We start from the raw sequence: 15,530 nt of genomic DNA on the forward strand, positions 1-15,530 counted from the left end.
AAATTGATTCTTACACCGTTGATAATTACTATTACAAAATCTTTCAGCAGTTTACAATCAACATCTTTAACACAAATAATATAAAATGGTAAAAAATAATAATTTTTTTAAGTTATTCACTATGCTTTTAATTATACTTGGAAGCTGTAGTGAAATACAAGCTCAATTGTATGGAAGTTTTCCATACAGTGAAAGTTTTACGTCTGGAAGTCAGCCAAGTGAAATAACCCTTATGACACCTCAAACCGGAATAAACTCTACAACATTTACTACCAATGGTATGCGTCTTACATCAGCAGTAAACAATCAGTTTGGTGCAGTATATATTAATAATAAACAATTCTCTTCTCTGAACGGTATCAAAATAGAGTTTGAATACGGAATGTATGGTGGTACAGGTGCAGATGGATTATCAGTATTTTTGTTTGACGCATCAGTTGCTTCACCTGTAGTTGGTGCAAACGGAGCGGGTTTAGGCTATGGGTACAACAGGGCTCATAATACCTTTGCTTCAAACAGGCAAACGGGACTTTCCGGAGCTTATTTAGGAATAGGTATTGATGCTTTTGGTAACTTCAAAAGACAAGTTTATCAGGGTGATCAAAGAAGCAATGGTGTAAGAGCTACTTTTGCACAAAATGGCAGCCAGGTGACACTTAGAGGAAAGAGAGGAACACTGAATCTTTCGAATGGTTTGGGATTGGGCTATACTGGATATCCCACTCTAATCACACAATCAACACTTGCTTCTGCGGGAATAGCATCTGCTACTATCAATCCGGCTACGGGTGCTTATACTACCGGAGTAGGTTTACCAGCTAATTTTAATCTAAGAACAACTACATTCACTACAAATCCGGCTAATGCTGATTATAGAAAAGCGTTTATTGAACTAATTCCAAATGCCTTAGGCGGATTTAATGTTACGGTAAAAATACAACACGGATCTACAGTATCTACAGTGATTAACAATTACTGGTATAGAACTTCGTATGTGTATAATGAAAACGCAAACCCTGTTTCAACTGATTTTAATACTTCAGATGTGCAGGGCGCTGACGCAACTTACACCTTAGATACAAGTCCGCCGGCAAACTTTAGAATTGGTTTCGGAGCTTCTAATGGCGGACTGAATGACATTCATCTTATCCGTGGACTGAAAGTTACCCTTCCTTATTCTGCAGTTTCCAGTGATGACTCTTTTTCTACGTGCAAAAACTCTTCTGCAACGATAGCCCCTTTAACAAATGATATAGCGTATTCCGGACCCATAACAGGGACACCAACTTCTTCATCCTCTAATATAGATGCTAATTCATTTCAGTTTATTGATGTAGCGGGAACACCTCAAGGAATTTCCTATACTCAGAGCGGTGTAGGTACTTGGACCTATTCTGCATCTACTAAGCTGGTTACTTTTTCGCCGGCGACGGGATACACAGGTACGGCAACTATCAGATATAATATCAAAGGTCTTACTGCTCCATACAATGATGACGGCTATCGCAGTGAGCCTTCAACTATTACAGCTACCGTAAATAATTGCTTTGGCTGTACATCTAAATTATATCTTTCTCAGGCAAATTCGCTTTATGAAGTTGTTACATCAAGCAATCCACTTACTTATCCTCTCATAGGCACAGCATCTGTAAATTACAATTCTACAGCGATAAATCCTTTGAATGGTGTTATGTACGGAATTCAGACTCCTACGTCTAATGTTCTGGTAGCCATCAATGCAGACGGAACATCTGTTAATTTGGGAGCAGTAAGCGGTTTACCTACAGGAGTAACATTTAATTCCGGAGAAATTGATAATCTTGGAAATTATTATGTAAAAGTAAATACCAATAATAATCAGATTTACAGAATCAACCTTTCCACTTTAACTGCTACATTAATAACATTAAATACAAGTGTAAATTTACCCGATATGGCATTTAATATTACAAATGGTTTATTGTATGGGGTAAACTCTACCAACGGGCAGCTTGTATCCGTAAATCCATCTACAGGAGCCGTTGTTGGAATAGGCATTACTCCGGGAGCAGTAAATTTTGGGGCTATGTTTGCTTCCAGCACAGGTGAGATGTACGGAGCTGATAATGCAGGAGGCTTTTATCAGTTTAATCTTACCACCGGACAGAGAGTATTGATTTCTAATTCTCCTGCAAGTAACGGAAATGATGGTGCACATTGTGTAACAGCTCCAATCAGCTTCGGTTCAAATTTATCTGTAACTAAAACAGACGGAAAAACCGAATATATTCCGGGAACTACAAATACCTATACCATTGTTGTAAGCAATTCAGGGCCGTTTGGTGTACTCAACGCAACGGTAAGTGATCCCGTTCCTGCAGGAATTCCTGCCGCAAACGTTTCTTATACAGCTGTAGCATCATCAGGAAGCACAACCAGTATTGTAGGAACACAGGTGGGAGCTATCAACGATTTGGTTTCAGTTCCGGTAAATGGTACAATTACCTATACCGTAAATATCAATGTGCCTCTTACTTTTACGGGTAACCTTGTAAACATCGTTACAGTAACACCTCCTGCAAACTCTACAGATTCTAATCTTGCAGACAATACGGCTACAGATACAGATAGCAATGGTGTCTGTTATAAACCCGCCGTTACCGATGGTAATACTTACCCTACTCAACATGGTATTACAGCACTTTCAAGAGCGGGTAATGACAACAGCAACTGGCCAATGGTAAGACAGAGCGGATGGACTGCTTTAGAAGCAAAAACAAAAGGATTTGTCATCAACAGAATTGCAACAACAGCAGCCGTAAATGCAATCCCAAATCCTGTAGAAGGAATGATTGTGTTTGACATACAGGCAGACTGTTTGAAAATTAATACAACCGGTACATCTGCAGGCTGGAAATGTATAAATACTCAGACGTGTCCTTAAAAATTATAGTTGATGGCTGTAGTATACTCAAGCTTTGCTAAAGTTTAATTTAAAAAAAATTACAATGAAAAAAATAATCATCATAATAACCATACTTATTGCTAATCTGGCATTTTCCCAAATAGCAATTGGTAAAGCTGCAATAAGCACACTGGCTGACAATGTAACTCCTAATCCTAATATTTCATTAGAATTCGGAACGGGTAATAAAGGAATTATTTTACCTTGGGTAACCTCTGCTGCAGGAGTAACTTCAGCAGTTCCGGGAACGATAATTTTCGACACTACAGATTATAAAATAAAAGTGAAACTAGCCGCTTCATGGAAAGATCTGACAATAGATACAAACGGAGCAGCAGATACATCACTGCAGAATAGTCTCACAGATCAAAACACAGCGAAAACGGTGATAGGATCGAACGCAGGTACAGATAATACGCCGGGTATTTTAGTCCTTACAGATACGGATAAAGCCATGATACTTCCTAAAATGGCAAGTCCTCATCTTAATATCAAAAACCCGGCTCCGGGAATGATGGCTTACGATACTTCAACGAAGCAGCTTGCTGTTTTCAACGGAACTGTCTGGAGTTTTTGGAAATAGAATTATTGTATACTTAATTATTCCAATTCCGAGTAACAAAAACCCTTTCATAGCAGCTATGAAAGGGTTTTTATATTAATTTAAATTTACTTTTAAGTCAGCATTCCACCGTCCACGTTCAGAACCTGTCCGGAAATATAAGAAGACATTTCGCTTCCTAAAAAAACACATGCATTAGCTACATCTTCAGGCTGTCCTCCTCTTTTCAAAGGAATTCCGTCTCTCCATCCCTGAACTGTTTTTTCGTCTAAAGCTGCCGTCATTTCAGTTTCAATAAATCCCGGAGCAATAGCATTACAACGAATGTTTCTGGATCCTAATTCAAGCGCAATAGATTTGGTAAATCCAATAACACCTGCCTTAGAAGCTGCATAGTTTGCCTGTCCTGCATTTCCTTTTACTCCCACTACAGAAGTCATATTGATGATAGAACCAGATTTTACCTTCATCATTGGCTTGATTACCGCTTTGGTAAGGTTGAATACAGAATCCAGATTTACTTTGATAATTGTATCCCAATCATCTTTTGACATTCTCATCAGAAGATTATCTTTTGTAATTCCGGCGTTATTCACCAAAATATCAATTTTTCCAAATTCAGCCATTACCTCATCAACCAATTTCTGAGCCGCATCAAAATCTGAAGCATCAGACTGATAACCTTTAATTTGAGTTACAGAACTTAAAGCAGTTTCTAATTCTTTAGCTTTTTCTACAGAGCCAGCGTAAGTAAATGCTACTTTCGCTCCCTGTTGAGCAAAAATTTCTGCAATTCCTTTTCCGATTCCTCTTGTAGCTCCGGTAATTAGCGCTACTTTTCCTTCCAATAGTTTCATATAATGATTATTTATTTTAAACTTAAATAATTTGTTTGGTGTAAATTATTAGTCTGCAAAGATATTATAATTTGCTGTCTGCAATATATGCAAAGCACAATTTCTTTCTTTATTTCAGCGAATTATTCACAATCAGAACAATTTCCCCTTTCAGAGTTTTACTTTTTGAAAATTCAATCAATTCATCAATTGTCCCACGCTTAGTTTCTTCAAATCTTTTCGAAATCTCCCGGCTTAAGCTGGCTTTGGTTTCAGCTCCGAAAAATTCTTTAATCTGCTCTAGAGTCGTATTAATCTTATGGGGACTTTCGTACAAAACAATCGTTTTTTTCTCTTCTGCTAATTGTTTCAGCTTGGTTTGCCGTCCTTTTTTCTGTGGTAGAAAACCTGCAAAAAGAAATTCGTTATTAGGCAGACCGGAAACTACCAAAGCAGGAATTAAAGCTGTTGCTCCGGGAAGGCAGATCATCTCAATATTATGATCCGAACCTGCTTTTGCCAATAAATAACCCGGATCTGAAATTCCCGGTGTTCCTGCATCAGTAATAATCGCAATGTTTTGTCCGTTCTTAAGATCAGCAATTACTTTTTCTGTAGCTTGATGTTCATTATGTAAATGATAGGATTTCAGAGGTTTAGCTATTTCAAAGTGTTTCAGGAGAATTCCCGAAGTTCGGGTATCTTCACAAAGAATATAATCTACTTCTTTAAGGATTTTTATTGCCCTGAAAGTCATATCATCCAGATTTCCTACTGGAGTAGGTACAAAGTATAGGATTCCGCTCATTAATTTAAGTATTTGAATCCAAACAAACCTTTGTCATAAAGAACATTTACAGTGTCTCCATGCTTTATCTGAATTAAAATTTTTTGCTGGTTCAATTTTCTTTTTTTATCTATTTTCTCTATAAAATTATTCTGGATAATAAATTCCTGACTATTCGTGTTATGTAATGAGACTATTTTATCATAATTAAACAGCTGATAAACAACATTTTCCTTATTAAGAGACTTCATTTGATTTAAAAACATAACATTTGTTGTTATGAAACCTCTGAAAAATGTATAAAAAAGAATAACAAATAAAAACCAACCCAATATTAACATTCCCATTTGCTCTTTACTTTTTTCAATTTTAAAAAAACCAAATAAGAGTATAAAAATACTAATTGCCAGATAAATTTTCCAGAAATAATTATTTTCAAAATATTTAATATCACTATCCAAATATTTATCTTTTACAAATGGTTTTTCAATAAAACTATAAATAGAAAGAACCAAAATTAAAATTATTGAAGTCAGAAGCTTGCTAATTGATATTTGATTTCCTAAAACATTGATATTTCGATCCATGTAGATTTTACATAAATTTATTTTCTACCAACAGCCAAAGTCTCTGTGCATATTCATCTACCTTATCCCATTTTTTATCGTAATAGAGATCACTGAGATACTCTTTCGCTTCTTCAAGATTTTTACATCTGTTAAGCTCAGAAATAGCATTATTTAAATCTGTCTGGCTGCCTCCGAAAAGCACTTTTGTAAAAGCAAGTCTGTCATTCAGATCCAATCTGAACTCAGGTCTTGGTTTTGCAGCCTCCATAAAATCAGTCGGAATATTGCTTTTTATCAAACTTCCCGGATCTTCTTTTACAACCGGATCTTCAGATTTTTCTTCTTTTTCTCTTTCCAGAGGATCATCATCAAACAAAGTCTGAATAGATTTCAGCCCTCTTATATTCGCAAGTTTAATTTTCTTTTCGTTTTTATAAGCTTCGATATTTTCAAAGCTCTGATCCGATAGCGGTGTACCTTCTACTGTTTCAGAAGCTGGCTTTTCAATATCCATGATTTTGCTTCTATCAGATTCATCCGATGTATCTTCATCATAATGAGAATCTTTTTTTATTTCTTCTAAAACAGTTTCTACATTAGAATTTTCAGTAATTATTTCTTCCTGATTCAGTTTTACAGCATCTGAAACATCTTGATTTTCTGTTTCTTCAATCAGAATATCATCTTCTTGGTAATGATCAGCATCAAAAATATCGGCAATTTTTTCTGAAATTTCCGGTTGGCTTTGTTCCTGAATATCAGCTTCGCTCAATTGTTCCGTAGAAGCGTTTTCTTCGGTCTTATCACCATAAAAAGCTTCATCTTCTTCTACGAAATCATCTTCGGGTTCAGCATTTTCCAGAATTCTTTCTTCGTCTACAAAACTCAGGACAAGATTTTTATTTTCCGGATATTCCTCGTCAATTTCATTCAGCTCGTTATTAAATACAGCTTCCTCCTCAAGATGATCTGATATTTCATCAGAAACAAAGTCTACAGCTGCTTCGGGTTTGTGTTCTTCAACAAAATTAACCAGTTCCTCATGCAGATCACTCTCGATAATCTCATTGATTTTCTGGTTAAAAATAGCTTCCTCTTCTTTTACTTCAAAGCTGTCTTCAGATTCTGACTGATAATTGCTTCCAATTTCGTTCAGCTCATTATTAAAAATAGCTTCTTCTTCAAGATATTCGTTAGTACTACTATATTCTGCCTTTTCAGAATACGGCAGATTCTCAAAATTTCTCAGATTTTTGTTCAACAGCTTCAAAAAAGTGATCTTCTCTGCGAGATCATCAGCAAGACTGTGCTTTGAAATCAGCTCTTCGACATTATTTATGCCGCTTAGAATATGAATGATATTCCGGGATTCGGAAAAAATCTTATCCTTTAAATCTTGAATGTTCTGCATCGTAGATCTTATTAAATTTGCTTACTTTTGATGATAAAATATTACGGCTAATTTAACAAATGTTTTTAGAAAATACAATTAATCATTCCAAACAGAGCGGTTGGATGGAAGTTATTTGTGGCTCAATGTTTTCCGGAAAAACCGAAGAGTTGATCCGAAGACTGAGAAGAGCCGAAATGGCGGGGCAGAATGTGGAGATTTTTAAACCTAAAATTGATGTACGGTATTCCGAAGATGATGTAATTTCACATAATCAGACTAAAATACGGAGTACACCGGTGGAAAATCCCAACGAAATTCTTCTTTTGGCTTCCAATTGTGCGGTAGTGGGAATAGATGAAGCTCAGTTTTTTGATGAAAGTATTGTAGATGTAGCCAATCAGCTTGCAAACAGCGGTGTAAGAGTTGTCATTGCCGGTCTGGATATGGATTTTCTGGGAAGACCTTTCGGACCAATGCCGAATCTTATGGCAACCGCAGAATACGTTACAAAAGTACATGCTATCTGCAGGAGAACCGGAAATCTTGCCAACTATTCTATGAGAACTTCTGCAGGGAAAGATCTTGTAGAACTCGGAGAGACAGAAGCTTATGACGCAGTCAGCAGAAGAGTTTTTGTAGACGAAGTTTTAAATAAAAAATAATTTAATATCAAATTAATTATTATTTTTGTTTAAATATTAATAGTAAAAACTATCATAAAATGATATTGGAAATCAAAAACTATATCAAAATCAGTAATTCTATTGATGAAATTCTGAAGAACTCTCCGTTTAAGATGAAATATATCATTGAGAAAAGCGGTATTTCTGAGCCTACTTTTTTTAGAAAAATGAAGGAAAAAAAATTTCTTCCCGAAGAATTATTAAAAATTGCTGAGATTATTGAACCGGAAAAGTCTTTTTTACATTCTTTGGAAGAAGCTGAAAAAGATTTTGAAAGTGGAATTTACCATTCTCATGACGAAGTAACGAAAATTACTGAAGAACGTTTTCTGAAAAAGTATGGAAATAAGGTGGTCTAAATTCGCTTTAAAAGATCTTGAGCAGATAGAAGATTATATCGGAAACCGATTTACTTTCAGAGAATATCAGAACTTTATGAATACTCTTAATCATAATATAACCATAATTCTTGATAAAAAAGTGACATTCCAAAAACTGGGAAAATTTCCTGATTATAATAAGCAATTAATTACAGAACAAACAACTCTGATTTACAAACTAGAGCCAAAATATCTGAAAATATTACGTTTATACAATAATTTTCAGGATGATCACAAAAAATTTATAATAGACGATTTATAAATGAATTATACAGTAGAAGATATCGCAAAGATCACCAATGCAAAAATCATTGGTGATAAAGAATTAATCAAAAATATTGCTTTCGACAGCAGAACGATTTATTCTACTAAAAATACAGCGTTTATAGCGATCAATACTCCAAAAAATTCAGGAGAAAAATTCATTGAATCTGCGGTCGACCGTGGAATAAAAGTCATCATTTCCGAACATCATTATCCTCAGTTTGAAAATATCACATGGATTATTGTTGACAATTCTGTGGAATTTCTTCGGAAATTGGCAAAATTTCATTTTGAAAATTCTCACATAAAATCTGTAGGAATTACAGGGAGCAACGGGAAAACCATTTTAAAAGAATGGCTGTATCAATGTCTCTGGAATGAATTTCCTACGGTAAAAAGCCCAAAAAGTTTTAATTCTCAGATTGGTCTTCCGCTTTCTCTTCTCCAGATCAATGATTCTCATAAGCTTGGAATCTTTGAAGTAGGTATTTCGGAACCTGATGAAATGGAAAAACAGGAAAATATTTTTCATCCTCAAATTGGTTTGTTAACCCATATCGGAACTGCTCATCTTGCGAATTTTAAATCTGAAGAAGAATTGATTGATGAAAAAATCAAACTTTTCAGAAATTCAGAAGTTATTATTTATAATGGCAATAACCTATTGGTTGACAAAAAGATAAAAGAACTTTATTCAAGTAAAAAATTAATTTCATACGGTTTTAAAGATCACAATCAGGTATACTACAAAAACAATACTTCTAAAAATGAAGATGTTGTTGTACAGTATTTGGATGAAGAAATGTCATTTCCGATACAACAAAGAGATGAAGCCACTTTAAGCAATGCTCTGGCTTTGATAACGGTATTAAAGGAGCTAGGAGTAGAAACTCAAAAGATCATCGAAAAAATCAATGCGTTGAAAGCTGTTGAAATGAGACTTGAAGCCATTGAGGGAATTAAAGATAATATAATCATCAATGATTCTTTCAATCTTGATCTTGACTCACTGAAAACGGCTCTTCAGTTTCTGAATGAATATAACAAGTCAAAAAAATCTTTGGTTTTAACGGATATTATTGGTGTAAATGCCAACTCAAAGGCACTTTATGAGGAAGTTTCAGATCTTGTGAATGAACAAAAATTTGAATCTGTTTTTCTGATCGGTACAGAAATAACACAATTTTCAGCACTTTTCAAATATAAAACTTTTACTTTTATTGATACAAAGGAACTCATTGATAGTAAATATCTTAATGAAATAGAAAATCAGATTATTTTATTGAAAGGAGCAAGAAAATTTGAAATTGAAAAACTTAAAGATATTCTTGAGCTCAGAAAACATGATACAGTGCTGGAAATTAATCTGAATGCTATTCTTCACAATATTAATTACCATAAATCTTTACTGAAACCATCCACAAAAATGATGGCAATGGTGAAAGCAAATGCGTATGGATTGGGAAGTTATGAGATTTCAGAATTCTTACAGCATCATCATATTGATTATCTCGGCGTTGCTTTTGTAGATGAAGGAGTAGAACTCCGAAAAAAAGGGATAACAGTACCTATTATTGTGATGAATCCTGAACAGCACAGCTATGAAGCGGTGATTGAGTATAATCTTGAACCTGAAATCTACAGTTTCAGAGTTTTAGAATTGTTTTATGAAGCTGTACAAAAATCAGGACATGATAAAAAATATCCAATTCACATTAAACTGGAAACCGGTATGCACCGTCTTGGTTTCAAAGATCATGAGCTGGATGAACTCAGTAATGCTTTAGTCAATAAAAATCTGAAAGTTCAAAGTATTTTCAGCCATCTTTCGTCTTCAGATATACCTGACGAAAGAGAATTTACTCTCAATCAGCTAAAAACTTTTGAAAAAAATTCAGCTTATTTGATAGAAAAATTGGGATATACTCCTATCAGACATATACTCAATTCATCAGGAATTACAAATTATACCGATCATCAACATGATATGGTGAGAATTGGTATTGGAATGCTTGGTGAATCTTCAGATTCTGAAATACAAAAACAATTACGCTCTGTTGTAAGCTTCAAAACGGTCATTTCCCAGATTTCTGTAGTAGAAAATGGAGAATCAGTAGGTTACAGCAGGAGATTTAAAGCACAACATCCGACTAAAATTGCTACAATACCTGTAGGCTATGCAGACGGAATACCAAGACTGATTGGGAATCAGATAGGAAATGTGGGCATCAGCAAAACCTTAGCTCCTATTGTAGGAAGTATTTGCATGGATATGATGATGATCAATATAGATCACATTCCCCATGTAAAAGAAGGAGATAAGGTTACTATTTTCAATGCAAAACCCAGTTTAAAAGAATTTGCATCCTATTGCAAAACAATAACTTACGAAGTTTTAACATCCATTTCGCCACGAGTGAAAAAAATTTATGTAAAAGATTAAGCCTATGAGAAAGTTTCTGATTTTACTTTTCATATTACAGATAGTTTTCATTAACGCTCAGGTTAAGAAAAATCTTGTGATTCCGAAAAATCCCAAAATAGGACTTTCTTTAGCTGGTGGCGGAGCTAAAGGCTTTTCTCATATCGGAGTTCTCAAAGTTTTAGATTCTTTAGGTGTAAAAGTCGATTACATTTCCGGAACAAGTATGGGAGCTATCGTTGGTGGATTATATGCAGCAGGATACACTGGTAAAGATATCGAAAAAATTGTCATGGATACCGATTTTTACTCTCTCATCAGAGATCCGAAATCAAGAAAGGAAAGTACCTTTTTTAATAAATCTGTTGATAAGTATCTGCTTACCATTCCACTTCAGAACGGCAAAATTACTTTACCTTCTTCCATCAGTTCCGGACAAAAAAATGTTTATCTTTTGAAAGAACTATTTAAAAATGTCTCCAATATTGATGATTTTTCTAAGCTTCCTATTCCTTTTATGTGCGTGGCGACCAATCTGGAAAGCGGTAATATGGAAATTTTTGAAAAAGGAGATTTAGTACAGTCTATCATGGCAAGCTCAGCATTTCCTTCTTTGATGGATCCCGTAAAAATTGGTGACAGCATTTATATTGACGGAGCAATGACCGTTAATTATCCGTCAAAACCTTTAAAAGATAAGGGAATTGATATTGTTATAGGTGTAGATCTTAATCAGGATTTATCCAAGAGAGAAGATTTAAACAACATTATCTCTATTCTGAACCAGATTATAGATTTTGGAATAAAAAAAGATACAAGAAGACAGTACAGGTTTACAGATATCAATATTAAGCCAAATCTTACAGGAATGACTGCTACAAGCTATGATGATAAGAAAAAAATTCTAGACAGCGGTTTTGTAGAAGGACTTAAATATGCTGAAACTCTGGATCAGCTTCCAAAAAGAAATTTTGACCGTCTTAGACAGCCCGTAAATCCAATATTTTCTAATGTATATAAGATAGACAGCATACAGATAGATGGCGGAAAAATATACGGAAAAAACTATGTCTTAGGGAAAATGGGACTACGGCTTCCATCAATGCAAACCTACGGAAGTATCAATCGGGGGATAGATAAACTTATTGCAACCAATAATTATCGCTTTATCAACTATGATATTATCTCGGGTAACAGCTCCAATTATCTTAAGCTTTACGTAAATGAAGATGAAACAAGACATTTCTTAAAAGTCGGTTTGCATTATGATGAAATTTTTAAAACAGGATTACTGATGAATTATTCAGCAAAGAGGCTTTTATTCAAAAACTCCAATTTATCTGTAGATGTTGTCGTAGGAGATAAGCCAAGATATTATTTAAACTATTTTATAGATAACGGATATATTCCCGGATTTGGAATTTATTCTTCGGGAATGAGCTTCGATATAAAAGACATGAATAATTATAATATAGAACGATGGGAATGGCTCAGAAATGAAGCGTATATACAATCTGTCTGGAGAGATAAATTTGCTATTGGAGGAGGTTTAAGCTATGATTATTTTGAAGCAGAATCAAATGGAATAAACAAAAGATACAACAGATTTTTAAATCCCTATGTATTTCTAAAAAGTGATACGCAAAATGACAAAGATTTCGCAACACAGGGAATTTACATTAATGCTGAAGGTAAAGTGATAGATTTACTCAAATCTGAAGTCGAAAAAAGAATTGTCCAGGTGAAAGCTGATATAAAAATTAACATTCCCCTTTCAAGACAATTTGCTTATAAGCTTAATCTTTATGGAGGGATTACCATAGGAGAAAATACTCCTCAATTTTATAAATACAGATTGGGAGGAATTTTTGAGCAGAACATGATTAATTTCAAATCTTTCTCCGGCTTTTATTTTGCTCAGTTAAACTCAAATAATACTGTTTTAATATCCAATGATCTTCAATTTAAATTCAACAAAAATTATTTTTTAACAGGTAATTTCTCTTTTGCAAATTTATCTGATGACATCAGTTTTGAAGATGCTGTAAAACTCAATTACAGTTCTGCCGGTATTTCTGCAGGATACAAATCCCCTTTCGGACAGATAAAAATAAATTTCAGTCATTCACTCAAAACTAACCAAAAAGGAATATTCAGTGTGATTTTAGGACACTGGTTTTAAAGTATGATACAATATTTTTACGAAAACATTACAAAAACTGTAGACCAGAATTATAAAATTTGGCTTCAGGAAATAATTATTTCAGAACAAAAAAAGATTGGCGTGATCAACTACATATTTTGTGATGACGAATATATTCTTAAAGTAAATCAAGATTATCTTCAGCATGATTACTACACCGACATTATTACATTCGATTACGTAAAAGGCAAAACCATAAGCGGTGAGATTTTTGTATCTTTGCAACGCATTTCGGATAACGCTTCTACCCTTTTGAAAAATTATGAAGACGAATTGAGAAGAGTTTTAGCTCACGGGATTCTGCATCTCTGCGGTTATAAAGACAAGTCTGAGGAAGAAGAAAAAGAAATGCGAAACAAAGAAGATTTTTATTTGAATAAATATTCAAAATAAGATCTTTTTTATTAGGAGCTAGATCCCGCTCTCCGCACTCGCTATTTTTCTTTTCAAGAAAAATGAGCTTAAACAATTGCTTCGATCGGGGCTAAAACAGCCATTTTAAAGGCTTTTTAAGCCTTCTAAATAAGAATGTTTCACGTGAAACATTAAGGATAGAAAATAAAAAAAATAAGCTTTAAATAAGCAATATAAAATGATTTCAGAAATATATGACGTAATTGTCGTAGGCGCTGGTCACGCAGGATGTGAAGCAGCAGCAGCAGCAGCAAATTTAGGATCGAAAACCCTGCTTATTACGATGAATATGCAGACTATCGGACAAATGAGCTGCAACCCTGCAATGGGAGGAATCGCGAAGGGACAAATTGTGCGCGAGATTGATGCAATGGGCGGCTATTCAGGGATTATAGCTGATAAATCTGCTATTCAATTCAAAATGCTTAACCTTTCAAAAGGTCCTGCAATGTGGTCTCCGAGAACGCAAAATGACAGAATGCTTTTTGCAGAAGAATGGCGTTTAGCTTTAGAAAATACACCTAATCTTGATTTCTTTCAGGATATGGTAAAACAGCTGATTATTGAAAATAATAAAGTTACAGGTGTTGTTACTTCATTGGGTATTGAAATTAAAGGACAGTCAGTAGTATTAACAAACGGAACTTTCCTTAACGGACTAATCCACGTTGGCGACAAGCAGTTAGGAGGCGGAAGAATGGGGGAACCGAGAGCTTTTGGAATTACAGAACAGCTCGTGTCTTTAGGATTTGAAGCAGGAAGAATGAAGACCGGTACTCCACCAAGAGTCGATGGAAGAAGTCTTGATTACTCTAAAATGGAAGAACAGAAAGGTGACGAAAAACCACAAAAATTCAGCTATCTTAATACTCCTAAATTAACAAAGCAATTAAGCTGTCATATTGTTTATACCAACGAAACAGTACATGATATTTTACGTGAAGGTTTTGACAGAAGTCCTATGTTCAACGGAACTATTCAAAGTTTAGGACCAAGATACTGTCCCTCAATCGAAGATAAAATCAACCGTTTTGCAGAACGAAACAGACATCAGTTGTTTGTAGAACCAGAAGGCTGGAAAACAGTAGAAATATACGTAAACGGATTCAGCTCTTCCCTACCTGAAGATGTTCAGATCAAGGCAATGAAACATATTCCGGGATTTGAAAATGTAAAGGTATTCCGTCCTGGTTATGCTATTGAATATGACTACTTTTCTCCTACTCAGTTAAAACATACTTTAGAAACTAAATTAGTTGAAAATTTATATTTCGCAGGTCAGATTAACGGTACAACAGGTTATGAGGAAGCTGCTGGACAGGGTTTGATTGCTGGTATCAATGCTCATAACAAGGTAAAAGAAAAAGAAGAATTTATTTTAAACCGAGATGAAGCTTATATTGGCGTTTTGATAGATGATCTCATCACAAAAGGAACAGAAGAGCCTTACAGAATGTTTACTTCCAGAGCAGAATACAGGCTGCTTTTAAGACAGGATAATGCAGATATCCGCTTAACTCAAAAAGCTTTTGATTTAGGATTAGCTTCACGAGAAAGATTGGAAAGAGTACATGAAAAAGTGTCTAAAAGTGAGGAACTTGAAAACTTTCTTCGAGAAACTTCTTTAAAACCAGGCATGATCAATCCGATTTTAGAAAGTATCGAAAGCAGTCCGGTAGATCAGGCTTACAGAGCTGCCCAGATTTTAACCAGACCTCACATGAATTTAAATAAACTTGAAGAACTTGATTTCATCAAAGAAGTTTCTTCTCAATATAATGATGAAGTAAGAGAACAGGCTGAAGTGAACATTAAATATAAAGGGTATATTGAAAAAGAAAAAGAAAATGTAGCCAAGCTGAATCGTCTGGAAAATGTAAAAATCCCTGAAGATTTTGATTACCTGCAAATTTCCAGTTTATCTTCTGAAGCCAAACAAAAAATGAATAAACTTAAACCAAAAACTGTTGCACAGGCAGGTAGAATAAGTGGTGTATCTCCTGCAGATATCAACGTATTGCTTGTTTATTTAGCTAAATAATCCTAAATGTTTCACGTGAAACATTTTATAAT

The 15,530-nt window shown here is 34.6% G+C and carries 13 protein-coding genes; 9 read left to right on the forward strand and 4 right to left on the reverse strand.

Annotated elements, in window-relative coordinates:
• Nucleotides 1-121 precede the first annotated feature (121 nt).
• Together FNE73_RS01495 and FNE73_RS01500 are read left to right on the forward strand one after the other, a co-directional pair.
• Nucleotides 122-2,923, forward strand: a complete 2,802-nt coding sequence (locus tag FNE73_RS01495; RefSeq protein ID WP_185147266.1) for a DUF6923 family protein — start codon at nt 122-124, stop codon at nt 2,921-2,923.
• Between the two features lie 64 nt (nt 2,924-2,987).
• Nucleotides 2,988-3,527 (forward strand): hypothetical protein, encoded by a 540-nt coding sequence (locus FNE73_RS01500; RefSeq protein ID WP_143883020.1) that lies wholly within the window; start codon nt 2,988-2,990, stop codon nt 3,525-3,527.
• A gap of 92 nt (nt 3,528-3,619) precedes the next feature.
• Here FNE73_RS01500 and fabG read toward each other — a convergent pair whose 3' ends face one another.
• The 4 genes from fabG to FNE73_RS01520 all read right to left on the reverse strand — a co-directional run bounded on the left by fabG (nt 3,620) and on the right by FNE73_RS01520 (nt 7,109).
• Nucleotides 3,620-4,363, reverse strand: a complete 744-nt coding sequence (gene fabG / locus FNE73_RS01505) for a 3-oxoacyl-[acyl-carrier-protein] reductase (protein ID WP_143883021.1) — start codon at nt 4,361-4,363, stop codon at nt 3,620-3,622.
• A gap of 109 nt (nt 4,364-4,472) precedes the next feature.
• A complete protein-coding gene (rsmI, locus tag FNE73_RS01510; protein WP_143883022.1) occupies nt 4,473-5,150 on the reverse strand; it encodes a 16S rRNA (cytidine(1402)-2'-O)-methyltransferase in 678 nt (225 codons plus the stop codon).
• Nucleotides 5,150-5,716, reverse strand: coding sequence for a hypothetical protein (locus tag FNE73_RS01515; protein WP_143883023.1), 567 nt, complete (start codon nt 5,714-5,716; stop codon nt 5,150-5,152). Before FNE73_RS01515 ends, rsmI begins: the two co-directional genes overlap by 1 nt.
• 7 nt (nt 5,717-5,723) lie before the next feature.
• Nucleotides 5,724-7,109 (reverse strand): hypothetical protein, encoded by a 1,386-nt coding sequence (locus tag FNE73_RS01520; RefSeq protein ID WP_143883024.1) that lies wholly within the window; start codon nt 7,107-7,109, stop codon nt 5,724-5,726.
• 59 nt (nt 7,110-7,168) lie between these two features.
• Between FNE73_RS01520 and FNE73_RS01525 the strand changes: the two genes are divergently transcribed.
• From FNE73_RS01525 to mnmG, 7 genes are all read left to right on the forward strand, one after another.
• On the forward strand, nt 7,169-7,753 hold the full coding sequence (locus FNE73_RS01525) for a thymidine kinase (RefSeq protein ID WP_143883025.1): 585 nt from the start codon (nt 7,169-7,171) through the stop codon (nt 7,751-7,753).
• Nucleotides 7,754-7,812: 59 nt separating this feature from the next.
• Nucleotides 7,813-8,133: a hypothetical protein gene (locus tag FNE73_RS01530; protein WP_143883026.1), complete on the forward strand. Its 321-nt coding sequence runs from the start codon at nt 7,813-7,815 to the stop codon at nt 8,131-8,133.
• Nucleotides 8,114-8,416, forward strand: coding sequence for a type II toxin-antitoxin system RelE/ParE family toxin (locus FNE73_RS01535; RefSeq protein WP_143883027.1), 303 nt, complete (start codon nt 8,114-8,116; stop codon nt 8,414-8,416). Before FNE73_RS01530 ends, FNE73_RS01535 begins: the two co-directional genes overlap by 20 nt.
• Nucleotides 8,417-10,861 carry a bifunctional UDP-N-acetylmuramoyl-tripeptide:D-alanyl-D-alanine ligase/alanine racemase gene (locus FNE73_RS01540; protein ID WP_143883028.1) on the forward strand — a complete coding sequence of 815 codons (2,445 nt, stop codon included), beginning with the start codon at nt 8,417-8,419 and terminating at the stop codon, nt 10,859-10,861.
• Between the two features lie 4 nt (nt 10,862-10,865).
• Entirely contained in the window at nt 10,866-13,022 is a 2,157-nt protein-coding gene (locus tag FNE73_RS01545; protein ID WP_143883029.1) for a patatin-like phospholipase family protein, read from the forward strand.
• Between the two features lie 3 nt (nt 13,023-13,025).
• Entirely contained in the window at nt 13,026-13,436 is a 411-nt protein-coding gene (ybeY, locus tag FNE73_RS01550) for an rRNA maturation RNase YbeY (RefSeq protein WP_143883030.1), read from the forward strand.
• A 199-nt stretch (nt 13,437-13,635) separates the two neighbouring features.
• Nucleotides 13,636-15,498 (forward strand): tRNA uridine-5-carboxymethylaminomethyl(34) synthesis enzyme MnmG, encoded by a 1,863-nt coding sequence (mnmG, locus tag FNE73_RS01555; RefSeq protein WP_143883031.1) that lies wholly within the window; start codon nt 13,636-13,638, stop codon nt 15,496-15,498.
• Nucleotides 15,499-15,530 lie beyond the last annotated feature (32 nt).

It is taken from the genome of Chryseobacterium binzhouense (assembly GCF_007474545.1).
Taxonomy (GTDB): domain Bacteria; phylum Bacteroidota; class Bacteroidia; order Flavobacteriales; family Weeksellaceae; genus Chryseobacterium; species Chryseobacterium binzhouense.